Annotated in this window: 24 protein-coding genes; 17 read left to right on the top strand and 7 right to left on the bottom strand. The window is 73.2% G+C overall.

Translation table 11 applies throughout. The features are described from left to right. The first annotated feature begins 25 nt into the window (after positions 1 to 25). From sucB to aceE, 4 genes are all read left to right on the top strand, one after another. Positions 26 to 1,852 (top strand): 2-oxoglutarate dehydrogenase, E2 component, dihydrolipoamide succinyltransferase, encoded by a 1,827-nt coding sequence (gene sucB, locus ACFQZ6_RS09590; protein WP_381606649.1) that lies wholly within the window; start codon positions 26 to 28, stop codon positions 1,850 to 1,852. A 194-nt stretch (positions 1,853 to 2,046) separates the two neighbouring features. Continuing rightward, entirely contained in the window at positions 2,047 to 2,676 is a 630-nt protein-coding gene (locus ACFQZ6_RS09595) for a GntR family transcriptional regulator (protein ID WP_381606651.1), read from the top strand. 100 nt (positions 2,677 to 2,776) lie between these two features. After that, a complete protein-coding gene (locus ACFQZ6_RS09600) occupies positions 2,777 to 3,814 on the top strand; it encodes an ABC transporter permease (protein ID WP_381606653.1) in 1,038 nt (345 codons plus the stop codon). A gap of 271 nt (positions 3,815 to 4,085) precedes the next feature. Further along, positions 4,086 to 6,788 (top strand): pyruvate dehydrogenase (acetyl-transferring), homodimeric type, encoded by a 2,703-nt coding sequence (aceE, locus tag ACFQZ6_RS09605; protein ID WP_381606655.1) that lies wholly within the window; start codon positions 4,086 to 4,088, stop codon positions 6,786 to 6,788. A 56-nt stretch (positions 6,789 to 6,844) separates the two neighbouring features. Here aceE and ACFQZ6_RS09610 read toward each other — a convergent pair whose 3' ends face one another. Then, positions 6,845 to 6,985: a methionine/alanine import family NSS transporter small subunit gene (locus tag ACFQZ6_RS09610; RefSeq protein WP_381606657.1), complete on the bottom strand. Its 141-nt coding sequence runs from the start codon at positions 6,983 to 6,985 to the stop codon at positions 6,845 to 6,847. Further along, positions 6,985 to 8,571 (bottom strand): sodium-dependent transporter, encoded by a 1,587-nt coding sequence (locus ACFQZ6_RS09615; protein ID WP_381606659.1) that lies wholly within the window; start codon positions 8,569 to 8,571, stop codon positions 6,985 to 6,987. The genes ACFQZ6_RS09610 and ACFQZ6_RS09615 overlap by 1 nt, the downstream gene beginning before the upstream one ends. 141 nt (positions 8,572 to 8,712) lie before the next feature. Here ACFQZ6_RS09615 and ACFQZ6_RS09620 point away from each other — a divergent pair, with 141 nt between their 5' ends. Further along, positions 8,713 to 9,687 (top strand): helix-turn-helix transcriptional regulator, encoded by a 975-nt coding sequence (locus tag ACFQZ6_RS09620; RefSeq protein WP_381606661.1) that lies wholly within the window; start codon positions 8,713 to 8,715, stop codon positions 9,685 to 9,687. An 81-nt stretch (positions 9,688 to 9,768) separates the two neighbouring features. After that, positions 9,769 to 10,287: a DUF4240 domain-containing protein gene (locus tag ACFQZ6_RS09625; RefSeq protein WP_381618178.1), complete on the top strand. Its 519-nt coding sequence runs from the start codon at positions 9,769 to 9,771 to the stop codon at positions 10,285 to 10,287. Between the two features lie 31 nt (positions 10,288 to 10,318). Here the strand turns inward: ACFQZ6_RS09625 and ACFQZ6_RS09630 are convergent, their stop codons facing one another. Continuing rightward, positions 10,319 to 10,528, bottom strand: a complete 210-nt coding sequence (locus tag ACFQZ6_RS09630; protein WP_381606663.1) for a hypothetical protein — start codon at positions 10,526 to 10,528, stop codon at positions 10,319 to 10,321. Then, on the bottom strand, positions 10,525 to 11,373 hold the full coding sequence (locus ACFQZ6_RS09635; protein ID WP_381618181.1) for a peptidoglycan recognition protein family protein: 849 nt from the start codon (positions 11,371 to 11,373) through the stop codon (positions 10,525 to 10,527). Before ACFQZ6_RS09635 ends, ACFQZ6_RS09630 begins: the two co-directional genes overlap by 4 nt. A 371-nt stretch (positions 11,374 to 11,744) precedes the next feature. On the opposite strand from ACFQZ6_RS09635, the gene ACFQZ6_RS09640 reads away from it, so the two are divergent. After that, on the top strand, positions 11,745 to 12,929 hold the full coding sequence (locus tag ACFQZ6_RS09640; protein WP_381606664.1) for a MarP family serine protease: 1,185 nt from the start codon (positions 11,745 to 11,747) through the stop codon (positions 12,927 to 12,929). A 40-nt stretch (positions 12,930 to 12,969) separates the two neighbouring features. On the opposite strand, the gene ACFQZ6_RS09645 is transcribed toward ACFQZ6_RS09640, so the two are convergent. Beyond that, entirely contained in the window at positions 12,970 to 13,464 is a 495-nt protein-coding gene (locus tag ACFQZ6_RS09645) for a GNAT family N-acetyltransferase (protein WP_381606667.1), read from the bottom strand. A 97-nt stretch (positions 13,465 to 13,561) separates the two neighbouring features. Between ACFQZ6_RS09645 and ACFQZ6_RS09650 the strand changes: the two genes are divergently transcribed. Both ACFQZ6_RS09650 and ACFQZ6_RS09655 read left to right on the top strand, forming a co-directional pair. Continuing rightward, positions 13,562 to 14,464: a TIGR01777 family oxidoreductase gene (locus ACFQZ6_RS09650; protein ID WP_381618184.1), complete on the top strand. Its 903-nt coding sequence runs from the start codon at positions 13,562 to 13,564 to the stop codon at positions 14,462 to 14,464. Between the two features lie 190 nt (positions 14,465 to 14,654). Then, positions 14,655 to 16,376, top strand: a complete 1,722-nt coding sequence (locus ACFQZ6_RS09655) for an NAD(P)/FAD-dependent oxidoreductase (protein ID WP_381606669.1) — start codon at positions 14,655 to 14,657, stop codon at positions 16,374 to 16,376. A 28-nt stretch (positions 16,377 to 16,404) separates the two neighbouring features. Here the strand turns inward: ACFQZ6_RS09655 and ACFQZ6_RS09660 are convergent, their stop codons facing one another. Then, complete coding sequence (locus ACFQZ6_RS09660; RefSeq protein ID WP_381606671.1) at positions 16,405 to 17,877, bottom strand: regulator; 1,473 nt, start codon at positions 17,875 to 17,877, stop codon at positions 16,405 to 16,407. Between the two features lie 231 nt (positions 17,878 to 18,108). Between ACFQZ6_RS09660 and lipB the strand changes: the two genes are divergently transcribed. The 4 genes from lipB to ACFQZ6_RS09680 all read left to right on the top strand — a co-directional run bounded on the left by lipB (position 18,109) and on the right by ACFQZ6_RS09680 (position 21,227). Next, positions 18,109 to 18,909, top strand: coding sequence for a lipoyl(octanoyl) transferase LipB (gene lipB, locus ACFQZ6_RS09665; RefSeq protein ID WP_381606673.1), 801 nt, complete (start codon positions 18,109 to 18,111; stop codon positions 18,907 to 18,909). Between the two features lie 74 nt (positions 18,910 to 18,983). Then, positions 18,984 to 19,949 carry a lipoyl synthase gene (gene lipA, locus ACFQZ6_RS09670; protein WP_381606675.1) on the top strand — a complete coding sequence of 322 codons (966 nt, stop codon included), beginning with the start codon at positions 18,984 to 18,986 and terminating at the stop codon, positions 19,947 to 19,949. Positions 19,950 to 20,255: 306 nt separating this feature from the next. Then, complete coding sequence (locus tag ACFQZ6_RS09675; protein ID WP_360223667.1) at positions 20,256 to 20,459, top strand: SCO2195 family GlnR-regulated protein; 204 nt, start codon at positions 20,256 to 20,258, stop codon at positions 20,457 to 20,459. A gap of 66 nt (positions 20,460 to 20,525) precedes the next feature. Further along, on the top strand, positions 20,526 to 21,227 hold the full coding sequence (locus tag ACFQZ6_RS09680; RefSeq protein ID WP_381606677.1) for a DUF4191 domain-containing protein: 702 nt from the start codon (positions 20,526 to 20,528) through the stop codon (positions 21,225 to 21,227). A 91-nt stretch (positions 21,228 to 21,318) separates the two neighbouring features. On the opposite strand, the gene ACFQZ6_RS09685 is transcribed toward ACFQZ6_RS09680, so the two are convergent. Beyond that, positions 21,319 to 21,786, bottom strand: a complete 468-nt coding sequence (locus ACFQZ6_RS09685) for an RDD family protein (RefSeq protein WP_381606679.1) — start codon at positions 21,784 to 21,786, stop codon at positions 21,319 to 21,321. A gap of 217 nt (positions 21,787 to 22,003) precedes the next feature. Here ACFQZ6_RS09685 and glnA point away from each other — a divergent pair, with 217 nt between their 5' ends. From glnA to htpX, 4 genes are all read left to right on the top strand, one after another. After that, a complete protein-coding gene (gene glnA, locus ACFQZ6_RS09690) occupies positions 22,004 to 23,413 on the top strand; it encodes a type I glutamate--ammonia ligase (RefSeq protein ID WP_381606681.1) in 1,410 nt (469 codons plus the stop codon). 137 nt (positions 23,414 to 23,550) lie between these two features. Then, entirely contained in the window at positions 23,551 to 23,844 is a 294-nt protein-coding gene (locus ACFQZ6_RS09695) for an SCO2583/SCO2584 N-terminal domain-containing protein (protein ID WP_381606682.1), read from the top strand. A 39-nt stretch (positions 23,845 to 23,883) separates the two neighbouring features. Then, positions 23,884 to 25,209, top strand: a complete 1,326-nt coding sequence (locus tag ACFQZ6_RS09700) for a hypothetical protein (RefSeq protein WP_381606684.1) — start codon at positions 23,884 to 23,886, stop codon at positions 25,207 to 25,209. A gap of 97 nt (positions 25,210 to 25,306) precedes the next feature. Next, positions 25,307 to 26,221 carry a zinc metalloprotease HtpX gene (gene htpX, locus ACFQZ6_RS09705; protein ID WP_381606685.1) on the top strand — a complete coding sequence of 305 codons (915 nt, stop codon included), beginning with the start codon at positions 25,307 to 25,309 and terminating at the stop codon, positions 26,219 to 26,221. The last annotated feature ends 1 nt before the right edge of the window (position 26,222 follow it).

Genomic DNA, 26,222 nt, shown 5'->3' on the forward strand with positions numbered 1-26,222 from the left:
CAATTCGTTAGGAGCAACCGAAACCATGGCGGTTTCCGTAACCCTTCCGGCGCTCGGTGAGAGCGTCACCGAGGGCACTGTCACCCGCTGGCTGAAGGCCGAGGGCGAGCGCGTCGAGGCCGACGAGCCGCTGCTTGAGGTGTCCACCGACAAGGTCGACACCGAGATCCCCTCGCCCGCCGCCGGCATCCTGGCCTCCATCAAGGTCGCCGAGGACGAGACGGTCGAGGTCGGCGCCGAGCTGGCCGTGATCGACGACGGCAGCGGTGCCCCCGCCGCCGCCCCGGCGCCCGCCGCCGAGGCCGCCCCGGCCCCGGCCTCCGAGCCCGCCCCGACGCCGACGGCGGCCCCGGCCGCGCAGGCCCCGGCCGCCCCCTCCACCGAGCAGGCCGCCCCCGCCCCGGCCCCGACCGCCGAGGCCGCCGCTGGTGGCGGTTCCGCCGAGGGCACCGACGTGGTGCTGCCCGCGCTGGGCGAGTCGGTCACCGAGGGCACCGTCACCCGCTGGCTGAAGTCGGTCGGTGACAGCGTCGAGGCCGACGAGCCGCTGCTTGAGGTGTCGACGGACAAGGTCGACACCGAGATCCCGGCGCCCACCTCCGGTGTGCTGCTGGAGATCGTGGTCAACGAGGACGAGACGGCCGAGGTCGGCGCCAAGCTGGCCGTCATCGGCGCCCCGGGCGCGGCCCCGGCCGCCGCTCCGGCCCCCGCCGCCCCGGCGCCCGCCGAGGCCCCGGCACCGGCCGCCCCCGCGCCGACCCCCGCCCCGGCCCCCGCGGCTCCGGCTCCGGCTCCGGCCCCCGCGGCTCCGGCCGCCCCGGCGCAGCCCGCGGCCCCGGCGCCCGCGCCGACCCCGGCCCCCGTCACCCCGGCTCCCGCCCCGGCCACCCCGGCCGCCGCGCAGCCGACCGACGAGGGCGCCTACGTCACCCCGCTGGTGCGCAAGCTCGCCGCCGAGAACGGCGTCGACCTGTCCACCGTCAAGGGCACCGGCGTGGGCGGCCGCATCCGCAAGCAGGACGTCCTCGCCGCCGCCGAGGCCGCGAAGGCCGCCACCGCCGCTCCGGCCCCGGCCGCCGCTGCCCCGGCTGCCGCCGCCGCCAGGAAGGCGCCGGTCCTTGAGGCGTCCCCGCTGCGCGGCCAGACCGTGAAGATGCCGCGGATCCGCAAGGTCATCGGCGACAACATGGTCAAGGCGCTGCACGAGCAGGCGCAGCTCTCCACGGTCGTCGAGGTCGACGTGACCCGGCTGATGCGGCTGCGCGCCCGTGCCAAGGACGCGTTCGCGGCGCGCGAGGGCGTCAAGCTCTCCCCGATGCCGTTCTTCGTCAAGGCCGCCGCGCAGGCGCTGAAGGCCCACCCGGCCATCAACGCCAAGATCAACGAGGCCGAGGGGACCATCACCTACTTCGACACCGAGCACATCGGTATCGCGGTGGACTCCGAGAAGGGCCTGATGACCCCGGTCATCCGCAACGCCGGTGACCTGAACATCGCCGGTATCGCCAAGGCCACGGCCGACCTGGCGGGCAAGGTCCGCGGCAACAAGATCACGCCGGACGAGCTGGCGGGTGGCACCTTCACCATCTCCAACACCGGTTCGCGCGGCGCGCTCTTCGACACGATCATCGTGCCGCCGGGGCAGGTCGCGATCCTCGGCCTCGGTGCCACGGTGAAGCGTCCGGCCGTCATCGAGACGGAGGAGGGTACGGTCATCGCCGTCCGCGACATGACCTACCTGACCCTCTCCTACGACCACCGCCTGGTGGACGGCGCCGACGCCGCCCGCTACCTGGGGACGGTCAAGGAGATCCTGGAGGCGGGCGAGTTCGAGGTCGAACTCGGCCTGTGACCTCCCGGTAGCGTCGTACGGCGCCCCCGTCCGGAAGACTCCGGGCGGGGGCGCCGTACGTTACCCGCCGGTGTAAGTCTCGTCTCACCTGCGCGAAAGCGCCCCCTCGCGCCCCTCCCGTACGGCCGGGCCGCCGTATTGTCTAAGCGTCAAACGCCCCCGGGGGCCTGTGGGCCCCTTCCTAAGGAGCCCTCATGACCGCGCCCGTCATCCACTCGCTGCGCGAACAGATCCGCGAGCACATCCTTGAGGGGATCATCAGCGGGCGCTGGCAGCCGGGTGAGCGGATCGTGGAGCGGCGGATCGCGACCGAGCTGGAGGTCAGCCAGACCCCGGTGCGGGAGGCGCTGCGGGAGCTGGAGTCGCTGCGGCTGATCGAGTCGGCGCCCAACAAGGGCGTACGGGTGCGGAACCTGACCGCCGCCGACCTGGAGGAGAGCTATCCGGTCCGGGCCGGTCTGGAGGCGATCGCGGCGGAGCTGGCGGCGGCGAAGCTGGCCGAGGACTGCTCGGCGCTGGAGCCGCACGTGACCGCGCTGTACGCCGCCGACCGGAACGCCGACGGCACGGCGCAGGTGCGGCACACGGTGGCCTTCCACCGGGAGATGGTCCGCGCCGCCGGGAACTCCGTGCTGCTGCACACCTGGGAGGGGCTCGGCATCGAGGTGTTCACGGCGCTGTCGATCCGCTGGCTGGGCACGGTGCAGCAGTCGTACGCGGAGGAGCACGAGGAGCTGGTGGCGGCGTTCCGGCGCCGGGACCCCCGGATCGCGGACCTGGTCAAGGCCCACGTCCTGGGCTGCGCACCCCGCCACGAGCGCTAAGCACCCGCCTCCCGCACAAGCACCGGGGTCCACCTCCCCGCACCAGCGCCAGGGACCCGCCTCCCCGGAAGCGCTCCCAGGGTGACCTAATGTGACCGACATGCCCGAAATGTCGGATGCGCCGCACGGGGCGCACGGTGCCCCGCCCCCAGGCCGCTGGGAGCGGATCAGTCAGTCCCCCTTCCTCCCCGCCACGGTCCTGACGCTGATCGTCTCCGCGGCGGCGGGCCTGTTCGCCTGGTCCTACACCTACGCCATGGCCGACCCGACCCCGCGCTCCATCCCGATGGCGGTGGCGGGCCGCTACGAGCAGCAGCGGGGCCGGACCTTCCTCGACGGCATGGAGCGGGCCCTGAACGCGTCGGTGAAGGTGCGCACGTACGCCACCATGGCCGACGCCCGGACGGCGGTGGAGGAGCAGGAGGTCTTCGGCATCTTCGACGTCCGGGACGACGGCCGCGCCGTCGAACTCCAGTTGTCCAGCGCCTCGGGCGCCTCCGTCGCCCAGGTGCTCGCCGAGGCCGCGCCGCGGGTCGGCCGGGAGACCGGCGTCGCCGTCACCCTGCGGGACGTCAAGCCGCTCCAGAAGGGCGACCCGCGCGGACTGGCCGTCTTCTACATCTCGCTGGCGGCGGTGATCATCGGGTTCGTCGGGGCGATCCAGCTCAGCGTGCACGCGCGGGCGCTCAACCCGCTGGAGCGGATCGCGTTCACGGCGGCGTACGCGCTGCTCGGCGGGCTGGCGATCACGACGGCGGTGGACTGGCTGCTGGGCGCCCTTGAGCTGCCGTTCCCGCAGTCCTGGCTGGTCCTCGCGCTGACGATGTTCGCCAGCGGCATGGTGTTCACCCTGTTCAACACCCTGATCGGGCGCTGGGCGATGCTGCCGACGTGGGGCCCGATGGTGCTGCTCGGCAACCCGTCGTCCGGCGGCGCGGTCTCCTGGGCGCTGCTGCCCTCGCCGCTGGCGACGATCGGCCGCTGGCTGCCGCCGGGCGCCTCGGTCAACGCCCAGCACACGGCGGTGTACTTCCCGGGCCACCAGCACGCCCTGCCGTACCTGGTGCTGGCCGGGTGGGCGCTCCTGTCGTGCGCGGTCTTCCTGAACTGGTCGCACCGGCACCCCGGCGGGCGGTAGCGACAATCGAGCGGGGCTCCACTCAAACGCTGCCCGACCTGCGGAAACCCTTCGAAAACAAGGCACCCGGTGCCCGTGAGCAAGGCACCGGGTGCCGACTTTCTCGTTATCAAGAGATTTTGCTCATGAACCCTTTGATCGATCATCGATCAGCGGGTTACAGTCCACGACGGGCTTCCACCCAAGCCCTAGCCCTGTCCTGCCAAAGACCTAGGGCCATCCCCAACCCTTGCCGATGAGGGAACCCCCTTCGACTGAGGAAGGCGGCGACATGACCGACCCCCACGCCATCCAGCCGAGCGAGCTCGACCAGCTCCCGGACCGCGACCCCGAGGAGACCGCCGAGTGGCGGGCCTCGCTGGACGCCGTCGCCAAGGCGGCCGGGCCGCACCGTGCCGCGTACCTGATGCGCCGCACGCTGGAGCGTGCCGAGGGCGCCGGTGTCGCGCTGCCGAAGCTCCTCGAGACGGACTACGTCAACACCATCCCCACCGCCGCCGAGCCCGCCGTGCCCGGTGACGAGGAGATGGAGGCCCGGATCACCGCCTGGAACCGCTGGAACGCGGCGGCCATGGTGACCCGCGGCTCGAAGTACGGCGTCGGCGGCCACATCGCCACCTTCGCCTCCGCGGCCTGGCTCTACGAGACCGGCTTCAACCACTTCTTCCAGGGCAAGGAAGCCGACGGCTCCGGCGACCAGCTCTACATACAGGGCCACGCCTCCCCCGGCATCTACGCCCGCGCCTTCCTCGACGGCCGTCTGAACGAGGCGCACCTGGACAACTTCCGCCGCGAGGCGGGCGGCAACGGCCTGCCGTCGTACCCGCACCCGCGCCGACTGCCCTGGCTGTGGGAGTTCCCCACCGTCTCCATGGGCCTCGGCCCGCTGTCGGCGATCTACCAGGCGCGGTTCAACCGCTACCTCACCAACCGCGGCATCAAGGACGTCTCCGCCTCCCACGTCTGGGCCTTCCTCGGCGACGGCGAGATGGACGAGCCGGAGTCGACGGCGGCGCTCGCGCTGGCCGCGCGTGAGGAGCTGGACAACCTCACCTTCGTCATCAACTGCAACCTCCAGCGCCTCGACGGCCCCGTCCGCGCCAACTTCAAGATCGTGCAGGAGCTGGAGGCCCAGTTCCGCGGCGCCGGGTGGAACGTCATCAAGACGCTGTGGGGCTCCGCCTGGGACGAGCTGTTCCAGCTCGACACCACCGGCGCGCTGGTCCGACGGCTGCGCGAGGTCCCCGACGCGCAGGTGCAGACGTACCAGACCCGGGACGCCGCCTACATCCGCCAGGACTTCTTCGGCGCCGACCCGGCGCTGGCGGAGCTGGCGAAGCTGCTGAGCGACGACAAGATCCTGGAGTGCTTCCACTTCTCCCGCGGCGGCCACGAGTCCCGCAAGGTGTACGCCGCCTACAGGGCCGCCCTCGCCCACAAGGGCGCGCCGACCGTGATCCTGGCGCAGACCGTCAAGGGCCACACCCTCGGTGAGGGCTTCGCGTCGAAGAACGCCAACCACCAGATGAAGAAGCTGTCGGTGGACGAGTTCAAGGCGATGCGCGACCGACTCGGCCTGCCGATCAAGGACAGCGACTTCGTCGACGGCGTGGTCCCCTACGGCCACCCCGGCGCCGACTCCCCCGAGGTCCGCTACCTCCAGGAGCGCCGCGCCGCCCTCGGCGGTCCGGCCCCGGCCCGCCGGGTGCACCCGGTCGGCCCGCTGCCCGCGCCCGCGGAGAAGGCGTTCGCCGCGTTCGACAAGGGCTCCGGCTCCCAGAACGTGGCCACCACCATGGCGTTCGTCCGCCTGGTGAAGGACCTGGTCCGGGACAAGGAGACCGGCAGGCGCTGGGTGCCGATCGTCCCCGACGAGGCGCGCACCTTCGGCATGGAGAGCCTCTTCCCGTCGCTCGGCATCTACTCGCCCAAGGGCCAGACGTACGAGCCGGTCGACCGCGACCAGCTCATGTACTACAAGGAGGCCAAGAACGGCCAGATCCTCAACGAGGGGATCACCGAGGCCGGTTCGATGGCCGACTTCATCGCCGCTTCGACGTCGTACGCGACGCACGGCGAGGCGATGATCCCGTTCTACATCTTCTACTCGATGTTCGGCTGGCAGCGCACGGCCGACCAGATGTGGCAGCTCGGCGACCAGCTCGGCCGCGGCTTCCTGGTCGGCGCGACGGCGGGCCGTACGACGCTGACGGGCGAGGGCCTCCAGCACGCCGACGGCCACTCGCCGGTGATCGCGGCGACGAACCCGGCCGCGCTGACGTACGACCCGGCCTTCGCCTACGAGGTCGCGGCGATCGTCAAGGACGGTCTGCGCCGGATGTACGGCGAGGCGGCGCCGGGCGAGGACCCGAACGTCTTCTACTACCTGACCGTCTACAACGAGCCGCTGCCGCAGCCCGCCAAGCCCGCCGGGCTCGGCATCGACGAGGGCATCGTCAAGGGCCTGTACCGCTTCAACACCGCCGAGTCGGCGGGCCTGACCACGGTGGCGAACGCCCCGCGGATCCAGCTCCTCGGCTCCGGTACGGCGATCCACTGGGCGCTCCAGGCGCAGAGGCTGCTCGCCGAGGAGTGGGGCGTGGCCGCCGACGTGTGGTCCGCGACGTCCTGGGGCGAGCTGCGCCGGGACGCGCTGGAGGCCGACGCGGCGCTGCTGCGCGGTGAGGAGCGGGTGCCGTACGTCCGGCAGGCGCTCCAGGGCGCCGAGGGCCCGGTGCTCGCGGTCTCCGACTACATGCGCCAGGTGCCGGACCAGATCGCGCAGTGGGTCGAGCAGGACTACAGCTCGCTGGGCGCCGACGGCTTCGGCCTGTCGGACACCCGGGACGCGGCCCGCCGCCACTTCGGCGTCGACGCGCAGTCCATCGTCGTGGCGGCGCTGGCGCAGCTCGCGCGGCGCGGTGAGGTGAAGGCGACGGCCGTGAAGGAGGCGCGCGAGCGCTACGGCCTGTGAGACCACGGTGAACGGCACCGGCTCCCCCGACCGGGGAGCCGGTGCCGTTCGTTTCCTCACTCCGCGCTGGGGATGCCCAGCTCGTCGGGCTCGGGGCCGGGGTCGGGGTGGCCGCGGAGCCGGAGGATGGCCAGGAGCAGCCCGCCCCAGACGATCAGGATCGCGACGATCATCATCGTGATGGCGCCACCGGACATCAGCGTCCCTCCTTTCGGTGCCCGCGCCTGCGTTCATGGGCGGCCTGTTCCTCGGAGGTCTCCAGGTCCAGGTCGATCAGCCCGCCCCCCGCCGCCTTCCACGGGATCAGCGAGAGCAGCACGCCGACGAGCAGCGCGCCGATCGCGACGCTCCAGCCCGCGCCGAGCAGGAAGTCGGTGGAGTAGCCCTCGTAGTTCTCGTCGAACTCGTCGCGCAGGCTGTCGACCATCATCCAGCCCAGCACCAGCGGGGTGATGACACCGAGGCAGATCCGCCACCAGTGGCCGAGCCGGATGGCGGAGGTGGCGTCGGCGTCGCGTTGCAGCTCGGTCAGCTTGCGCATCACCCAGGCCACCCAGACCACGCCGACGAGCCCGGCGAGCGCGATGCCGTACTGGTTGATGAAGTGGTCGGAGGCGTCGAGCAGGTAGACGCCCTCGTCGGTCGGGAACAGCAGCAGGGACACCACGGCGATGGCCCCGCCGACGCTGAGCACGGCCGGGAGGCGGTGCATCCCGGTGCGGTCCTGCACCGCGGAGACCACCACCTGCACGATGGAGATCAGCGACGACAGGCCGGCGATCACCAGCGACACGAAGAACAGGACGCCGAACACCTCGCCCAGCCACATCTCGGAGATGACGGTCGGGAACGCCACGAAGGCCAGTCCGAGCCCGGCGGTCGCCACCTCGCTGACCGGCACGCCCGACGCCTGCGCCATGAAGCCCAGCGCCGAGAACACCCCGATGCCCGCGAGGATCTCGAAGGAGCTGTTGGCGAACCCGGCGACCATCGCGGAGCCGGTGAGGTCGGCGCGGCGGCGCAGGTAGGAGGCGTAGGTGACCATGATGCCGAAGCCGATGGAGAGCGAGAAGAAGATCTGGCCGTAGGCCGCCACCCACACGCTGCCGTCGCTGAGCTGGGACCAGTCGGGCCGGAAGAACGCGTCGAGGCCCTCGGCGGCGCCGTCCAGGGTGAGCGCCCGGACGACGAGGGCGCCGAAGAACACCACGAGCAGCGGGATGAAGACCTTGTTGGCCGCCTCGATGCCGCGCCGGATGCCGAAGGCGAGGATGACCAGCACGACCACCCAGACGGCGATCAGCGGCCACAGCACGCCGGGGACGTAGCCGGAGACGAAGCCAGGCTTCTCCGCCGCGTCGAGGAAGTTCCCGAAGAGGAAGCCCTCCGGGTCGTCGCCCCACGCCTCGTCGACCGAGAACCCGACGTAGCGGATGGCCCAGGCGATGATGACCGCGTAGTAGGTGGCGATCACGAAGGAGATCGCCACCTGCCACCAGCCGAGCACCTCGGCCGGGCGGGACATCCGCCGCAGCGCGGCGGGGGGCGAGGTGCGGTACCTCCGGCCGATCGCGTACTCCATGATCAGCAACGGGATGCCCGCGGTGAGCAGGGCGATCAGATAGGGGAAGAGGAACGCGCCGCCGCCGTTCTCGTAGGCGACGGCGGGGAAGCGCCAGATGTTCCCGAGGCCGACGGCGGAACCGATCGCCGCCAGCAGGAACCCGGTGCGGGTGGACCACTGTTCGCGGGGTGGTGTCGTGTCACTCGACTGTGTCGCCATGTGCCCGTCCTAGGTCGGGGACGTCCCGGGTGAAGCGCTGAACCACTGGGATGAACCGAATCCCGACGTTAACAGCGGTCTCCCGGCCACCACAGGGTGCGTACGCCCGCCCAGGTGACGGGGCCCGGCACAATGGCGGTCATGCGTGCCGCCCGGCTGATCAAGATGGTGCTGCTGCTCCAGTCCCGCCCCGCCATGACCGCGGCCGAGCTGGCGCGCGAGCTGGAGGTGTCCGAGCGGACCGTCACCCGCGACGCCCAGGCGCTGTCGGAGGCGGGCGTCCCGGTCTACGCCGACCGGGGGCGCGGCGGCGGCTACCGGCTGGTCGGCGGCTACCGCACCCGGCTCACCGGGCTGCACCGCGGCGAGGCCGAGGCGCTGTTCCTGTCCGGCGTGCCGGGGGCGCTGCGCGAGATGGGCCTGGAGGACGCGGCGTCGGCGGCCCGGCTGAAGGTTTCGGCGGCGCTGCTGCCGTCCCTGCGGGACGCCTCCCGCACGGCGGCGCAGCGGTTCCACCTGGACGCCCCGACCTGGTTCCACGAGCCTCGGACGCCGGAGCTGCTGCCGGACGTCGCCGAGGCGGTGTGGGACGACCGTCCGGTCACCGCCCACTACCGGCGCGGCGAGCGCGAGGTGGTCCGGGAGCTGGAACCGTACGGGCTCGTCCTGAAGGCGGGCGTGTGGTACCTGTGCGCCCGGGTCGCGGGGGACGTCTCCCACCGGGTCTACCGCATCGACCGGTTCACGGCGGTGCGGCCCGGCCCCGGCCGCTTCGAGCGGGACCCCGACTTCGACCTGCCCGCGTTCTGGGCCGAGCGCGCCGAGCAGTTCGCGCGCTCGCTGCTGCGCGCCGAGGTCGTGGTACGGCTCTCCCCCGACGGCGTACGGCGGCTGCCGCACACCGTCGACCCGCGGGCCGCCCGCGAGGCGCTGGCCGCAGCGGAGCCCCCGGACGCCGACGGCTGGACCACGGTCACCCTGCCCGTGGAGTCGGAGGAGGTCGCCCACACCCAGCTCACCGCCCTGGGTCCGGAGGCGGAGGTGCTGGCCCCCGGCACGCTGCGCGCCCGGCTGGCGGCGGACGCGGCGCGGTGGGCGGGGCTGTACCGGAACTGACGGGGCGGCCGGGGCCGGGTGATAACGATCCGTCGTACTCCGCGTGCGTCGGGCCCGTTCAGGGATGATGCTGGACGCGTGATGGACGAGACGGAGTTCTGGGAGCTGGTGGATACCAGCCGCGAGGCCGCCGAGGGCGATCCGGAGGAGCAGGCGGACCTGCTGGTGGAGCGGCTCGTCCAGCTCGACCCCGAGTCGGTCCTCGACTTCGCCCGTCACTTCGAGGCCCGCTACCAGCGCGCCTACCGCTGGGACCTGTGGGGCGCCGCCTGGGTGCTGCTCGACGGCGCCAGCGACGACGCGTTCGACTTCTTCCGGTGCTGGCTGATCGGCCAGGGCCGGGAGGTGTACGAGGGCGCCCTGCACGATCCTGACGCGCTCGCCGACCTGCTGGACGACTTCGACGAGGAGGTCGACGGCGACGGCGAGGAGCTGGGGTACGCCGCGGACGAGGCGTACGAGCAGCTCACCGGCACCGTCGCCCCCGACCTGGGCCTCCCGCCCGGCGCCGCGGAACCCGAGGGCACGCCGGTCGACTTCGAGGACGAGGCCGCGCTGGCGGGGCGGTACCCGCGGCTGTGGGAGCGGTTCAAGGAGTAGGCCGCCCACGACGGTGCAGGCGCCTTCGGGCTCACGGTGCAGGTGCCCACGGGGTCTTCGGCGTCGGCTGCCGCAGGGGTGCGGCGTTGGCCTGGTCGAGGGCCGGGGCGGTGAGCGCGGGCGGGCCGAGGACGACCGTCAGGGCCGCGCACACCGCCCGCCACGTACCGCGCGGCCCCGGCTCGGCCCGGCCGCCCTGGTGCCGCCCCCGCGTCCCCTCGTACCGCGTCCTGTCGTTCATCGTCCCCACCTCCGGTCGGCGTCCACCGCCGACGGTAGGGACGGCCGCTGTGCGGAGCCCGCGCGGCGGCTGTGGCCGTCCTGTGGGGTGCCGCTCCGGCCCTGGAGCCGGGCCGCCAGCGCGCGGATCTCCGGCAGTCGGGCGGCGAGGGCGGCGCCGGGGCAGCTCGTCATGTAGCCGTCGCTGTGCCCGGCGAGCGCGGGCAGGCTGGCCCGGGTGCCCGCGGCGTACCGGCTGCCGCTGTTGCTGGAGACCAGGCGGACCCGGCTGCGCGGGTCGGTGTCCGACAGGCCCAGCTTCCAGGCGGCGACGGCGGCGATCGCGTCGGTCATCACGCGCGGGACGGTCGCGCCCGCCGTGAAGGTGCCGATGGCGGCGATGCCCGCGGTGCGGTGGTTGAAGCCCTGGGTGTGGGCGCCGGTGACGGCCCGGTCGACGCCGCCCGCGCGGCCCTCGTACACGGTGCCGCAGCGGTCGACGAGGAAGTTGTAGCCGATGTCGTCCCAGTCGCGGGCGCCGGTCTGCCCGGCGTACAGGTCGCGGATGATGCGCGGCGTCTGGGCGCAGTCGTAGGCGTTGGGCGAGTCGGTGTGGTGGACGAAGACGGCGACCACCGTGTCGTCGTAGCGCGGCGGCGGCTGGTGCCGGGTGCCGCCCGGGGTGGCCCAGACGGAGCGGGGCCTGATGTCGGGCCGGGGCGCGCTGTGCGGGGCGGCGCGGACGGCGGGCCGCCGGTGCGCCGCCGAAGTGACGGCGCTCTCGACGCCGTTGGCGCACAGCGCCAGCGCGGCCACGGCGGCGAGCCCCGGCAGACAGCCGAGGGCCACCCGGGCCGGGCGGGGCAGACGGGGCGAGCCGGGTATTCGGGGCCCGCTGGGCACGCGGGGTGTGCCGGTGGTGCCGTCCGGGCGGCGCGGCGGCGGGCGCCGGTGGGCGGCGCGCCGCCGTCCGCTCCGGGCCTTCTGGGCCCCCCTGCTCCGCTGCGCGGCGCGTATCCGCTGTGCCGTGCGGATCTGCCGCGTTCTTCGCAAGACACGCATGGTTTCACTGTCCGGCCGAACCGTCGTGCCCGCGATGTGTGCTGTGCCACCCGGTGGAACCATCGTCCCGGTCCGCGGCGTTTTCCCGGGTACACGCGCTGACCGGCGGCTGATCACGGGAGCCGCGCCGCGCGTATGTGAGGGCGTGGGAGGGCTCCGAAGGGAAAGGCGGCTTTGTGGACCTGCTCGACATCCTGTTGCTGCTGGTGACCCTGGCCTACGCCGGGTCGGGGTACCGGCGCGGGCTGGTGGCGGGCTGTGTCTCGCTCGCCGGGTTCGTGGGCGGCGCGGTGCTCGGCGTGTGGCTGCTGCCGTGGGTGATGGACGTGGTGGCGCCGGGCTCCACCGCGGCGACGGTCACGGCGGTGCTGACGGTGCTGGTCCCGGCGGTGCTGGTGCACGAGCTGGCGGGGCGGCTCGCGCTGCGGCTGCGGCGGGAGCTGGACCGGGGGCCGCTGCGGGTGGCGGACGGCGTGGGCGGGGCGCTGGCCGGGTCGGTGGCGGTGCTGATCGTGGCGTGGGTGGCGGCGAGCGTCCTCGCGGCGTCCTCGTCGCCGCTGCTGACCTCGGCGATCCGGGACTCGCGGGTGCTGGGCGCGGTGCAGGACGCGATGCCGGACACCACCCCGGCGTGGTTCGCGCGCGCCACGTCGGCGCTGACGGAGGCGGGGTTCCCGCAGGTCTTCAACCCGTTCGAGAACGAGTCGACGGCACAGGTGGCCCGCCCCTCCGGCGACAGCGTCACCGCCGCCGCGACCCGGGCCGCCCGCGCCAGCACCGTCAAGGTGGAGGGCGTGGCGGGCACCCAGGGCCGCGAGGGCAGCGGGTTCGTGTACGCGGCGGAGCGGGTGATGACCAACGCCCACGTGGTGGCGGGCATCGACGAGCCGACCGTCCGGGTCGGCGGGGTGGGGCGGGCGTACGAGGCGCGCGTGGTGCTCTTCGACCCCGACAAGGACGTGGCCGTGCTGTACGTGCCCGGGCTCGCGGCGCCCGCGCTGGGCTTCGACGACGGCGCGGCGCGCGGGGACGCGGCGGTGGTCGCGGGCTATCCGCAGGACGGCGGGCTCGACCTCCAGGCGGCGACGGTGGCGAGCCGGGTGCGGGCCAACGGCCAGAACATCTACAGCGACGGCACCGTCACCCGGGAGATCTACGCCATCCGTTCCACCGTCCGCCCCGGCAACTCCGGCGGCCCGCTGCTGACCACCGACGGCAAGGTGTTCGGCGTGGTCTTCGCCCGCTCCACCTCGGACGCCGAGACGGGCTACGTCCTCACGGCGGCCGAGGTCGCCGCGGAGGCCGAGCGCGCGGCGGGGGCGACGGCGGCGGCGGACACGGGCGAACTGGTCACGTCGTGAGGGCAGCCCAAAGGGCTCAGAGCAGTGAGTCGGAGGGGGCTCAGAGCAGTGAGCGCCCCATGAGCACGTCGTCGACGTACTTGCCGTCGAGGTGGAACTCCTCGGGCTGCACACCCTCGACGACGAACCCCTCGGCCTCGTACAGCGCACGCGCGGGGGCGTTGTGCCCGAGGACGCGCAGGCTGATCCGGCGGGCGCCCTGACGGCGGGCCTCCGCGACGGCGGCCCGCACCAGCGCCCGCCCCGCGCCCCGCCCGCGCGCCTCCCGCGCCACGGCGAGGCCGTGTATCTGCCGGACATGCGCGTTGCTGGCCAGGTCGGTGGGGAGGCCGAGGCGGACGTAGCCCACGACGCGTCCGCCCAGTTCGGCGACGAAGTGCTGGAAGGGCCGCACCCGGTCGGTGAAGAAGGGCTCGTCGGGCCGCGGCCGGGGCGTGACCGCGTGCAGGGACGACCAGGTCGCGTGGTCGAGTCCGGCCAGCGCCTCCTCGTCCTCGAAGACGGCTCGGCGGATACGGGGCTCAGGCTGCGGCATGTCGGCCACCCTACGTCCGCCGACCGGCCGTCCCACCGGGGTTTCCGGTGCCCGGTGACGGCATGATGGCGGGGTGGACGACAACGCGGGTGACGGTGTGGGACGGGACAGGATCGCGGTGACCGGGGCGTCCGGGCTGATCGGCGGGGCCCTCGTGCGGTCGCTGGCCGCCGACGGCCACGAGGTGGTGCGGCTGGTGCGCCGGGCGCCCCGGTCCGCCGACGAGGTCCGCTGGGACCCGGAACGGGGGTACGTCGACCCGGCGGGGCTCGCGGGGTGCGCCGCCGTGGTGAACCTCGCCGGGGCGGGGATCGGTGACCGGCGCTGGAGCGCGGAGTACAAGCGGCGGCTGCGGGACGGGCGGGTCAACGGCACCCGGGCGCTCGCCGAGGCGCTCGCCGCCCTCGACGCCGAGCGCCGCCCGCGCGTGCTGCTGAACGGCAGCGCGATCGGCTACTACGGCGACACCGGTGACCGCGCGGTCGACGAGGACGCGCCCGCCGGGACGGGGTTCCTGCCCGAGCTGTGCGTGGCGTGGGAGTCGGCGGCGGCGCCCGCGCGGGAGGCGGGCGTGCGGACGGTGTTCGCCCGGACCGGTCTGGTGGTGGCCCGCGAAGGCGGGGCGTGGGGGCGGCTGTTCCCGCTGTTCCGGGCGGGGCTCGGGGGACGGCTGGGCGACGGGCGGCAGTTCTGGTCGTTCATCGCGCTGCACGACGAGGTGGCCGCGCTGCGGCACCTGCTGGACCGCGTGGACCTGTCGGGGCCGTTCAACCTGACGGCCCCGCAGCCGCTGACGAACCGTGAGATCACGGCGGCGATGGGGCGGGTGCTGCGCCGTCCGACGGCGTTCGCGGTGCCCGCGCCGGTGCTGCGGGCCGTGCTCGGGGAGCTGTCGTCGGAGGTGCTGGGCAGTCAGCGGGTGCTGCCCGCCCGGCTGCTGCGGTCGGGGTTCGCCTTCGCCTTCCCCGGGATCGAGGACGCGCTCCGGGCGGCGTACTGAGTCCGACGGACCGCTCCTGGTAAGGCGGCGGACGCGTGTGACCGTATGCGACCGCCGTGCGACCGTGCCCTGGCGATGCGCGACTGACCTGGACCGATCACGGCCCTAACCTCAAGCCGAACTCGGGTATCCCCGGAGCTTGTTGGGGGCATGACGTCTCCAGCGCCCGCCCGACCTCTAGGAGGGGCACGTGCTTGAGCCCGCGTTTCAGGCGGATGTCGTGGTCGTCGGGGCCGGGGTCGCCGGTCTCTCCGCGGCCCATCGGCTGACCCGCGCAGGAGTGAGGACCGTCGTCCTGGAAGCCGCTCCCTGGGTCGGCGGCCGGATGTCGACCGAGAAGGTCGACGGCTTCCGGCTCGACCGGGTCGGACGGCTGCTGTCCACGTCGTACCCGGAGCTACGGCTGACCCCGGGCCTGGACGCCCTCGCGCTGCGCGCCTTCGCCCCCGGAGTGCTGCTGCACGCCGACGGTCGGCTCCGCCACACGTCCGTCCCGACGGGTGGCGGTAGCGCGCGGGGCGCACGGGGCGCACTCCAAGCAATGCGCGCCCTCGCAAGCGCCCCCCGGCCCATACCCACACCGTGGAGCCGCTCCGGCGCGGCGGGGGGCGGCCGGGCTGGCGCCCCTGGGGGCGGCGCGGAGGCCCTTCAGGGCCAGGCGGGCGCCTCGCACAGCCAGGCGGACGCCGCTCAGGGCCGTGCGGACGCCCTCCCGGGCCAGGCGGGCGCCCCTCGAAGCCAGAGGGACACCTCGCAGAGCCAGGCGGACGCCGCTCAGGGCCGTATCAGCACCCCGCAGGGCCGTGCGGACGTCACTCACGCCCTTCGGGGCCGTACCCGCGCCCCCGGGCCCCGTACAACCCCCTCCTGGACCCGCGCGGGAGCAGCCCTCGGCACGACCCTCGGTACCACCCTCAGTGGCCCCCTCGGCAACCCCCTCGACCAGGCCCGGCTCGGTGCCGCGCTCGCGCGGCTCGCCGCGATGCCCGTGGAGCGGCTGCTGGCCCGGCCCGAGGTGCCCGCCGGTCAGGCACTCGCGGCCCGTGGGCTGCCCGCCCGCACGATCGACGGCTTCCTGCGCCCGCTGCTCGCGGCCCTGCTGTGCGACCCGGAGCTGACCACCTCCAGCCGGTGCGCGGACCTCGCGCTGCGGGCGTTCGCCAGCGGGCGGCTGTGCGTGCCGGAGGGCGGCGCCGAGACGCTGCCCCAACTGCTGGCGGCGGCGCTCCCGCCGGGCACCGTGCACACCGGGGTCCGCGTCACCTCGGTCGCCACCAACCGCGTCACCACCGCCGAGCACGGCGAGTTCCGCTGCCGCGCCGTGCTGCTGGCCACCGACGCGCGGGCCGCCGCCGACCTCCTGCCGGGCCTGCGCGTGCCCGGCTTCCACCCGGTGACGGTGGTGCACCACACCACCGACGAGCCGCCCGCGACCGGCGCCGCGCTGCTGCTCGACGCCGACCGCGGCGGCCCCGTCGCGCACACCGCCGTGGTCAGCGCCGTGGACCCGTCCCGGGCGCCCGCGGGCCGCGCCCTGGTCTCCTCCACGGTCCTCGGCCCGCCCGTGCCGCGGGTCGACACCGCCGTACGCGCCCACCTGTCCCGCCTCTACGGCACCTCCACCGCCCGCTGGGAGACGCTCGCCGTGCACCACACCGCCGAGGCCGTCCCGGCGATGCGGCCACCGCACGACCTGCGGCGCCCGGTACGGCTGCTGGCGGGCCTGTACGTGTGCGGCGACCACCGGGACACCAGCACCGTCCAGGGCGCCCTGCACTCCGGCTACCGGGCCTCGGCGGCGATCCTGGCCGACCTGGGCGCGGCCGGTTCGATGCACCAGGCCGACCCGGCGCCCACGGCGCGCAGGACGGCGCCGACGGCACCTCCGCCCGCCCCGGCGGCGGCTGCCTGACCGGGGGCGGGCGGGCCGGGGCGGCGGCTCAGCCGAGGGCCGCCACCCGGTCCCGGTACCCCCGGACCGGCGCGGCGTCCTTGTACGGCTCCAGCCTCCGCTCGAAGTCCCGGACGTACTCCAGCGCCCGTACCGACCGCATCTCCGCCGCCTGTCCGGCCGCCTCGGCGGCGAGCTGGCACGCCTGGTCCAGCTCCCCGAGGCCGAGCCGGGCGGTGGCCAGCACCACCCGGCAGAACAGTCGGCTGCGGGCGTAGGAGGGCGCGCGCAGTTGCAGCGACCGCTCCGCGTGCTGCGCCGCCGCCCGGTACTGCTGGAGGTCCCGGTGGCAGTGCCCGAACTCGTCGGCGAGCTGCGCCTCGTCGAAGAACCGCGCCCAGTGCGGCACCTCGTCACCGGGTCGCGCGCCCTCCAGCGCGCGCTCGGCGCGCACCAGGGAGGCCGTGCACGCCCGTACCTCCCCGAGCACGCCGTGCCCGCGCGCCTCGGCGGCGTGCAGCAGCGCCTGCACCACCGGCGGCCCGGAGGTGCCGATGCCCTGCTGGGCGACCCGGGCGAGCTGGATGGCCTCCCGCCCGTGCCCGAGGTACACGGCCTGCCTGCTCATGGTGACCAGCACGTACGAGCCGTAGGCCCGGTCCGCGGCGGCCTGCGCGAGCCGCAGCGCCTGCACGAAGTAGCGCTGCGCGAGCCCGTGCGCCGCGATGTCGTACGACGTCCAGCCCGCGAGCCGGGTGAGGTCGGCGGCGGCGGCGAACAGGCGGCGGCCGGTCTGCTCGCCGTACGTGCCGCGCAGCATCGGCTCGCACTCGTGCTCCAGGTAGCGCACCAGCGCCTGCCGGGCGTGGCCGCCGCCGTAGGCGTCGTCGAGGGTGCGGAACAGCTCGCCCACCGAGCGCAGCGCGGCGATGTCGCCGCCGGTGACGCGCTGGCCGGGGCCGCGCTCGGCGGTCTGGCCGCCGCGCTGCCGGGGCACCGGGGGCAGTCCGGGCACCGGCGTCCGGCTGCCCGGCCGGGGCTGGGCGGGCACCCGGGGCGCGGGCTCACCGCGGGCGACCTTCTCGTCGGGGCGTCCGATCAGCCAGTCCCGGCTGGGCACCACGAGCCCGGCCGCGGTGAACGCGATCTTGCGGAGTTCGGCGTGGCTGCCGGAGTCCTTGCGCCACAGCCCGCTGACGATGTCGACGGCCTCCTCGGGGGTGGCGGCGAACTCCAGCCCGGCGTAGACCGGGGCGCAGGCGTCGAGCCCGAGGTCCTGCGCGGTCAGTCGGCGCCCGAGGCGCCGGGTGAAGACCTCGGCGATGAGCGCCGGGGTGGTCCCGCGGGGCTGCTGTCCGCGCAGCCAGCGGGTGACGGAGGTCTTGTCGTATCTGAGATCGAGCCCGTGTTCCAGGCCGAGCTGGTCCACGCGACGGGCGAGACCTGCGTTGGAGAACCCCGCTTCTGCGATGAGCGCGGCGAGCTGTCGGTTGGGGGTGCGCTGCGCGGGTCGTTCCGTCATCTGCGGTGCGGTCTCCTGCCTTCCAGGCATCTGATGTGCCCGGATTGCCTGTGAGCAGCCCTTATGGCCTCGTGAACGGCGCGAATGTAGCGGAGAGTAAGCAACTGATCGCATACTTCGACGTTCATTCATCCGATCGTGTGAGGATTGCCCGCAGAGCTGACGCCCCCGGGCGAGTCGTACAGTGGCGTGGGCGCGTTTCATGCCTGTCGACCGAGGGAGGCGCTTGCCGTGAGTGGATTGCGGTTCGTCCGCATGGGGTTCGGCGCGGACGCCGTCGAGTACGTCGAGGCGTGGGACGAGCAGCGCCGGGTGCACGCCGCCCGGTTCGCCGACGAGATCCCCGACACCGTGCTGCTGCTTGAGCACCCGCCGGTCTACACCGCGGGCCGCCGCACCGCCGACAGCGAGCGCCCCCTGGACGGCACCCCGGTGGTCGACGTGGACCGCGGCGGCAAGATCACCTGGCACGGCCCCGGCCAGCTCGTGGGCTACCCGATCCAGAAGCTGCCCCGCCCGGTCGACGTGGTCGCGCACGTCCGGCGCCTGGAGGAGGCGCTGATCCGCACCTGCGCGGAGTTCGGCCTGGAGACCACCCGCGTCGAGGGCCGCAGCGGCGTCTGGGTCCTCGGCGACCCGGTGGAGACCCGCCCCGCCCTCGGCGGCCTCGCCCTGGACTTCGACCCCCGGCTGACCGACGAGGAGTTCGACCCGCGCCTCAACGGGCCCGAGTACGCCCCCTCCAACGCGGGCCAGCGGCGCGAGGACCGCAAGATCGCGGCGATCGGCATCCGGGTCGCCAAGGGCGTGACCATGCACGGCTTCGCCCTCAACGTGAACCCCGACAACGTCTGGTTCGACCGCATCATCCCGTGCGGCATCCGCGACGCGGGCGTCACGTCCCTCGCGGCCGAGCTGGGCCGCGACGTCACGGTGCCCGAGGTCGCCCCGGTCGTCGAGCGGCACCTGAGGGACGTACTGGAGAACGCGGAGCTGAAGCCGCGGGAGATCGAGAAGGCACCGGCGGCCTGAGACGCCCCGCCAGCTTTCAATTCCACGGGCGTACCCTGAAGAACGCCGAAGAATCAAACGCTAGGGAGCCGGTCGTGTCCGCAGTCACCCCCGACGGACGCAAGATGCTGCGCCTGGAGGTCCGCAACAGCCAGACCCCCATCGAGCGCAAGCCCGAGTGGATCAAGACCCGGGCGAAAATGGGCCCCGAGTACACGAAGATGCAGGGCCTCGTGAAGAGCGAGGGACTGCACACGGTCTGCCAGGAAGCGGGCTGCCCGAACATCTACGAGTGCTGGGAGGACCGCGAGGCGACCTTCCTCATCGGCGGCGACCAGTGCACCCGGCGCTGTGACTTCTGCCAGATCGACACCGGCAAGCCCGAGGCCCTCGACCGCGACGAGCCGCGCCGCGTCGGCGAGTCCGTGGTCACCATGGACCTGAACTACGCCACCATCACCGGCGTCGCCCGCGACGACCTGGAGGACGGCGGCGCCTGGCTGTACGCCGAGACGGTCCGCCAGATCCACCAGCAGACCGCCGACCGCGAGGGCGGCCGGACCAAGGTCGAGCTGCTGGCCCCCGACTTCAACGCGGTCCCCGAACTGCTGGCCGAGGTCTTCGCCTCCCGCCCCGAGGTCTTCGCGCACAACGTCGAGACCGTCCCGCGGATCTTCAAGCGCATCCGCCCCGGCTTCCGCTACGACCGCTCGCTGAAGGTCCTCACCGACGCCCGCGACCACGGCCTGGTCACCAAGTCGAACCTGATCCTCGGCATGGGCGAGACCCGCGAGGAGGTCAGCGAGGCGCTCAGGCAGCTGCACGAGGCCGGGTGCGAGCTGATCACCATCACGCAGTACCTGCGCCCCTCCGTGCGCCACCACCCCGTGGAGCGCTGGGTCAAGCCGCAGGAGTTCGTGGAGCTGAAGGAGGAGGCCGAGCAGATCGGCTTCTCCGGTGTGATGTCCGGCCCGCTGGTCCGCTCCTCGTACCGCGCCGGTCGCCTGTACCAGATGGCGGTGGAGAAGCGCGGCGCGTTCGTCGCGGCCCAGGCCGTCTGACGCTCCGTCACCCACCGTACGTACCACCGGCATACGACGCGCGTGTGAATTCGCGCACAAGCGACTACCTGCCAGTAGCGGCCGATATGACGCGGCCCCGACCGTCCTCGCAGATGAGGGGCACGGCCGGGGCCGCGTCGGCGTTCCGACCCGCCCCATCAGGGCTTCATGGGTGTTTGACCGGTCAGTCACGCCCTGGTAACACCGAACAGTGACCCTGGCCTCACGCCCAGTACACCCATCACCAGAGCCCGTACTGGGTTCGGCCCCGTACCACCAGAGCCCGTACCGAGGGGGACCCCCATCATGCAGGCCGCGCCCGTCCGTGCCACAGCGATCCCGTCGCTCACCGAAGCACTGCGCGCAGTCGAGTCGCTGCTCATGAGCGGCGGCCAGCGCACCGCCCGCCGCAACGCCTGGACGTCCGTCCTGGAGGACCGCCGCCGGGCCAAGGACCGCGTCGAGGCCGAGCGGCTCCTGGAGCAGGCCCTGGCCGCCCGCTCCTCCTGACCCCCGTTCCCGTCGCCCGGGACACCGCCGTCGTCCGCGCCGCCGGGGACACGTAGACTTCACGACATGGCGAGGAAGGAAACCGCAGCGGACGCTGCGAACCCCGGGCGACTGAAGCAGATCGCCCTGACCTACAAGATGACCCGCAAGGCCGACAAGAAGATCGGTCTTGTACTCGCGGCTGTCGGAATCGTCACCTTCGGTGTCTTCCTCGCGATCGGTTTCTTGATCGGGCACCCCATCTATCTCGGCATCCTGGGCCTGCTGCTCGCCTTCCTCGCGACGGCGATCGTCTTCGGGCGCCGGGCCGAGCGGGCCGCCTTCGGGCAGATGGAGGGCCAGCCGGGCGCCGCCGCGGCCGTGCTGGACAACATCGGCCGGGGCTGGACCACGACCCCCGCGGTGGCGATGAACCGCAGCCAGGACGTGGTGCACCGGGCTGTCGGCAAGCCCGGCATCGTGCTGGTCGCCGAGGGCAACCCGAACCGGGTGAAGAGCCTGCTGGCCGCCGAGAAGAAGAAGATGAACCGCATCGTCGCGGACGTCCCGGTGCACGACCTGATCGTGGGCAACGGCGAGGGCCAGGTCGAGCTGAAGAAGCTGCGCACCACCATGCTGAAGCTGCCCCGGGTGCTCAGCGGCCCCCAGATCACCGCCACCAACGACCGGCTGCGCGCCCTGGGTGACCTGATGAGCAACATGCCGCTGCCGAAGGGTCCGATGCCGAAGGGGATGCGGATGCCGAGGGGCGGCCCGAAGTCCCGCTGACCCCCACCTCGCACACGACCTCTCTACGACGATGGGGCGCCCGGATCTCACCGGGCGCCCCATCGTCGTAGGAATCCGTAAGTGGATCTGTCTACATCCGCACCTCGACCGTGCGGGCCACCCGGTCGTGGAGGCCGCGGCCGTCGCGGTCCCAGATCAGGGCCGGGACGGCGAGGCAGAGCAGGGCCGAGCGCAGCAGGGCGCGCTGCGGGCGGACCAGCCCGGTGTCGAGGGAGATGACCCGCAGACCCAGCAGCCGCTTGCCCGGGGTGGAGCCGATGGTGCCGACGGTGAGGGTGCTCAGGACGAAGAACACCAGCAGCGCCCAGTTGCCGGTGGCCTGCTGGTAGCCGTCCGTGATGAGGCCGTATGCGATCAAGAGGCTGATGCCCCAGTCGACGGCGACGGCCGCGAGGCGACGCCCCGGCCCCGCCATGGACCCCGGTCCGGTCTCCGGCAGCCCCAGCCGCTCGCCCCGGTATCCGAAGTCGGCACCGGCTTCCTCCAAGGCCGCGCGGGGCCCGGAGAGCCATGATCCGATTGCTCGCCTCTTGTCCACGCCTACACGGTACTGAACGCGTGCGCGAGCGGAACACGGCGGGTGCCGGGCGCACCGTGGCGGACTACGGTGGAAGCGGGCCGGTTAACTTGTGCGAAACAAATGGGTCACGCCCGAGAAATCACGCGTCCCTAGGGTCGAGGTCAGCGTGTGCCACCGCACTGGCCGCACAACGAACTACCACCCCGGCGGGACGGTCGGGAGTAGGAGGAGCTGGATGTTCCAGAACGCCGACGAGGCCAAGAAGTTCATCGCGGACGAGGACGTCAAGTTCATCGACGTCCGCTTCTGCGACCTCCCGGGCGTCATGCAGCACTTCACGGTGCCCGCTGAGGCGTTCGACCCGACCGAGGAACTGGCCTTCGACGGCTCCTCGATCCGGGGCTTCCAGGCCATTCACGAGTCCGACATGGCGCTCCGCGCCGACCTGACCACCGCCCGCGTCGACCCGTTCCGCCGGGACAAGACGCTGAACATCAACTTCTTCATCCACGACCCGATCACCGGCGAGCAGTACAGCCGTGACCCGCGCAACGTGGCGAAGAAGGCGGAGGCGTACCTGGCGTCGACGGGCATCGCCGACACGGCGTACTTCGGCCCGGAGGCGGAGTTCTACGTCTTCGACTCGGTCCGCTTCGCCACCTCGTCGAACGAGTCCTTCTACCACATCGACTCCGAGGCGGGCGCCTGGAACACCGGCGCCCTGGAGGACAACCGCGGCTACAAGGTCCGCTACAAGGGCGGCTACTTCCCGGTCCCGCCGGTCGACCACTTCGCCGACCTGCGCGCCGAGATCTCCCTGGAGCTGGAGCGGTCCGGCCTGAAGGTCGAGCGCCAGCACCACGAGGTGGGCACCGCCGGTCAGGCCGAGATCAACTACAAGTTCAACACGCTGCTCGCCGCGGCCGACGACCTCCAGCTCTTCAAGTACATCGTGAAGAACGTGGCCTGGCGCAACGGCAAGACCGCGACCTTCATGCCGAAGCCGATCTTCGGTGACAACGGCTCGGGTATGCACGTCCACCAGTCGCTGTGGAGCAACGGCGACCCGCTGTTCTACGACGAGCAGGGCTACGCCGGTCTGTCGGACACCGCCCGCTTCTACATCGGCGGCATCCTCAAGCACGCCCCGTCGCTGCTGGCCTTCACCAACCCGACGGTGAACTCCTACCACCGCCTGGTCCCCGGCTTCGAGGCCCCGGTCAACCTGGTCTACTCGCAGCGCAACCGCTCCGCCGCGATGCGCATCCCGATCACGGGCTCGAACCCGAAGGCCAAGCGCGTCGAGTTCCGCGCGCCGGACTCCTCCGGCAACCCGTACCTGGCCTTCTCCGCCCTCCTCCTCGCGGGCCTGGACGGCATCAAGAACAAGATCGAGCCCGCCGAGCCGATCGACAAGGACCTCTACGAGCTGGCCCCCGAGGAGCACGCGGGCGTCCCGCAGGTCCCGACCTCCCTCCCCGCGGTCCTGGACTCCCTGGAGTCCGACCACGAGTTCCTGCTCCAGGGCGACGTCTTCACGCCCGACCTGATCGAGACCTGGATCGACTACAAGCGCACCAACGAGATCGCCCCCCTCCAGCTCCGCCCGCACCCGCACGAGTTCGAGCTGTACTTCGACGTGTGACCGGCACCCCGAGGGGCGTCACCCGGATCTCCCCGGGCGGCGCCCCTCGGGCGTTTCCGGGCCCCTGTCTGCCGCGAACGGCGTGGGTGGGGGATCCTGGTGGGGGAACGACGGATCGTGGGGAGAGGCGAACGGGGATGAGCGAGCAGGGGGACTCCGAGCGGGAGTTCGACATCAAGTGGGCCGACGAGGCCGTGCACAAGGAGCCCTCGGCGCGGGCCCGGATGCTCGCCGAACGCTGGAAGCACGACCCGCCGGGCCCTGTCCCGTTCCGCCCTGAGCCGGACGGACGGCGTCACGGACGCCGCCTCCGCGGACGCGGGAGCGGGCGGATACGGGGCGAGAGGTCGCCGTGGGTGTCCGTGGTGATCGTGTTCGGTTTCATGGCGACGGTGATCCTGCTGCTGGGATACGCGGACTTCCGGGGGTAATGGCCGCGACCGAGGGGCCCCGCGAGGCCTACCCTCCCGGTGAACGGGCTGTTCGAGGTGGGGGTGTGCGGGGTGCGTGAGGACATCAGGGGCGGTGGTGAGGCGGCGCTGCGGGTGGCGCGGGGTGTGTCCCTGCGGGATGCCCTCGACGTGACCGACCCGGCCGCCTGGACCGGCCTCGACCTGGCCGTGCGTTCCTGGTGGTGGCCCGGCGAGCTGCCGAGGCTGGCGGAGGTCGGGGCCCTGGACGAGGGGCGCCTCGCGCTCGCCCTGTGCCATCCGGACGGCCGGGTCCGGGAGGCGGCGCTGATCCCGGCGGCCAAGCGGCCCGCGCTGTCGCCGCTGGTCGTCGTGCGGTGCGCCGACTGGGTCGCGCCGGTGCGGGAGCGGGCCCGCGAGGTGCTGCGCGCGTCCCTCGACGCCGACGCCGCCGTGGCGCTCGCCCCGCTGGTCCTGCGCGTCGGCCGCCGTGAGCGCGGTTCCCACGCCGTCGGTCTGCTGGGCGAGGTGCTGCGCGGGCTGCCGCGTGAGCGTCGCACCGCGTTGTTCGACGCGGCGGAACGGTCCGTACGGCGGTACGCGTACCGCCTGGCCGTCGAGGACGGGCTCCTCTCCCCCGCCGAGCTGGCCCGCACCGCCGCCCGGGACGAGGACGTCGTCGTCCAGAACCTGTGCGCCGAGTCGGCCCTGGCCGCCGTACGGGAGGGTGGGGCGTACGACGACGACGTCCTGCCGTCGCTGCTCGGGGCGCGGGCGCCGCGGGTGCGGGCGGCCGGGGTGACGGCGCTGCGGGCGGCGGGGCGGCCGGAGGCGGCGGTGCCGTTCCTCGTCGACCGGGCGGCGATGGTGCGGGCCTGCGCGCGGTACGTCGTACGGCAGTACGGCGGCGACCCCCGCGTCCGGTACCGGGCGTGGTGCGCCGACCCGGCCGACCCCGCGCTGCCGCCGGGCGCGGCGGTCGGGCTCGCGGAGTGCGGGGAGCGCGCCGACGCCGTACTGCTGTGGCCGTTGCTCGCTCACCCCGTGGGCGGGGTGCGGGCCGGTGCCGTGGCGGGGCTGCGGGTGCTGGACGTGGCGGACGTACGGCGGCTGCTGCCGCTGCTCGACGACCCCGTGCCCGGTGTCGTGCGGGAGGCGGCGCGGGCGCTGCTGCCCGGTGCGGGGGCGTTGCCGGTGGCGGAGCTGACCGCACGGCTCGCGCCGGAGCGGCCCGCGTCGGTGCGGAGGGCGGCGTTCCGGCTGCTGCGGGCGCGTGGGGACGGCGTGGTGCTGCGGGCGGCGGCGGGACTGGTGAACGACCCCGACGAGCGGTTGCGGGTCTGGGCCGGGCAGGTCGTGCGGTGGTGGGGTCCCGGTAGGCGGTGACGTAGCGGGAGTACGGCGTTTTTGCCCCGTTGCGTGGGAGTAGGTGCACACTGGCAGTGGAGTGCGTGGGCTTGTTCAGGTCTGCGGGGTGGTGCACATGCGCAGTCGGTTCCGGAGCGATCGGCGGTTGACCCTTCGGATGGGGGTCACGCTGTTCCTGCTCGGGTTGCTGTACGTGGCGTTCATCGCCGCGCTGCTGGTGCTGCTGAAGTCGTGGGTGCTGGTCGTGGTGGTCGCGGCGGGGCTGCTGGGGGCGCAGTACTGGTTCTCCGACCGGATCGCGCTGTACGCGATGCGCGGGCGGGTGGTGGAGCGGGCGGAGTATCCCGAGCTGCACGCGGTGGTGGACCGGCTGAGCGCGATGGCGGACATGCCGAAACCGGTGGTGGCCGTGTCGGCGATGGACATGCCGAACGCGTTCGCCACCGGGCGGAACGCCGAGCACGCGGTCATCTGTGTGACCGACGGGCTGCTGCGGCGGCTGGAGCCGGGGGAGCTGGAGGGGGTGCTCGCGCACGAGCTGTCGCACGTGGCGCACCGGGACGTCGCCGTGATCACGGTCGCGTCGTTCCTCGGGGTGATCGCCGGGCTGATCGTCCGCTTCGCGTTCTACTCGCAGTTGTTCGGCGGTGGACGGCGGGACCAGAACACCGCGGTCGTGTTCATGGCCGTGATGGGTGTCTCCGCGGCCGTGTACGCGATCAGCTTCCTGCTGATCCGGGCGCTGTCCCGGTACCGGGAGCTGGCGGCGGACCGGGCGGCGGCGCAGCTCACCGGCCGCCCCTCGGAGCTGGCCGCCGCGCTGACCAAGGTCACCGGCGACATCGCGCGCATCCCGACGAGGGACCTGCGGACGGCGCAGGCGTTCAACGCCTTCTACTTCACCCCCGCCCTCGGCCGGGAGCCGGGCATCGCCCGCCTGTTCTCCACTCACCCCACGCTCGAGGAGCGGCTGGAGCAGCTCGGGCGGATGTCGGCGGAGCTGGGCGAGGGGACGGGGACGGGGCGGTGAC

The organism is Streptomyces flavalbus (assembly GCF_042674625.1).
In the GTDB taxonomy this organism is placed as follows: Bacteria; Actinomycetota; Actinomycetes; order Streptomycetales; family Streptomycetaceae; genus Streptomyces; species Streptomyces flavalbus.

Coding starts and splice junctions, on each gene's coding strand:
- sucB (WP_381606649.1), top strand. CDS start 26: ATGGCGGTTTCCGTAACCCTTCCGGCGCTCGGTGAGAGCGTCACCGAG.
- ACFQZ6_RS09595 (WP_381606651.1), top strand. CDS start 2,047: ATGACCGCGCCCGTCATCCACTCGCTGCGCGAACAGATCCGCGAGCAC.
- ACFQZ6_RS09600 (WP_381606653.1), top strand. CDS start 2,777: ATGCCCGAAATGTCGGATGCGCCGCACGGGGCGCACGGTGCCCCGCCC.
- aceE (WP_381606655.1), top strand. CDS start 4,086: ATGACCGACCCCCACGCCATCCAGCCGAGCGAGCTCGACCAGCTCCCG.
- ACFQZ6_RS09610 (WP_381606657.1), bottom strand. CDS start 6,985: ATGTCCGGTGGCGCCATCACGATGATGATCGTCGCGATCCTGATCGTC.
- ACFQZ6_RS09615 (WP_381606659.1), bottom strand. CDS start 8,571: ATGGCGACACAGTCGAGTGACACGACACCACCCCGCGAACAGTGGTCC.
- ACFQZ6_RS09620 (WP_381606661.1), top strand. CDS start 8,713: ATGCGTGCCGCCCGGCTGATCAAGATGGTGCTGCTGCTCCAGTCCCGC.
- ACFQZ6_RS09625 (WP_381618178.1), top strand. CDS start 9,769: ATGGACGAGACGGAGTTCTGGGAGCTGGTGGATACCAGCCGCGAGGCC.
- ACFQZ6_RS09630 (WP_381606663.1), bottom strand. CDS start 10,528: ATGAACGACAGGACGCGGTACGAGGGGACGCGGGGGCGGCACCAGGGC.
- ACFQZ6_RS09645 (WP_381606667.1), bottom strand. CDS start 13,464: ATGCCGCAGCCTGAGCCCCGTATCCGCCGAGCCGTCTTCGAGGACGAG.
- ACFQZ6_RS09660 (WP_381606671.1), bottom strand. CDS start 17,877: ATGACGGAACGACCCGCGCAGCGCACCCCCAACCGACAGCTCGCCGCG.
- ACFQZ6_RS09675 (WP_360223667.1), top strand. CDS start 20,256: ATGCAGGCCGCGCCCGTCCGTGCCACAGCGATCCCGTCGCTCACCGAA.
- ACFQZ6_RS09680 (WP_381606677.1), top strand. CDS start 20,526: ATGGCGAGGAAGGAAACCGCAGCGGACGCTGCGAACCCCGGGCGACTG.
- glnA (WP_381606681.1), top strand. CDS start 22,004: ATGTTCCAGAACGCCGACGAGGCCAAGAAGTTCATCGCGGACGAGGAC.
- ACFQZ6_RS09695 (WP_381606682.1), top strand. CDS start 23,551: ATGAGCGAGCAGGGGGACTCCGAGCGGGAGTTCGACATCAAGTGGGCC.
- htpX (WP_381606685.1), top strand. CDS start 25,307: ATGCGCAGTCGGTTCCGGAGCGATCGGCGGTTGACCCTTCGGATGGGG.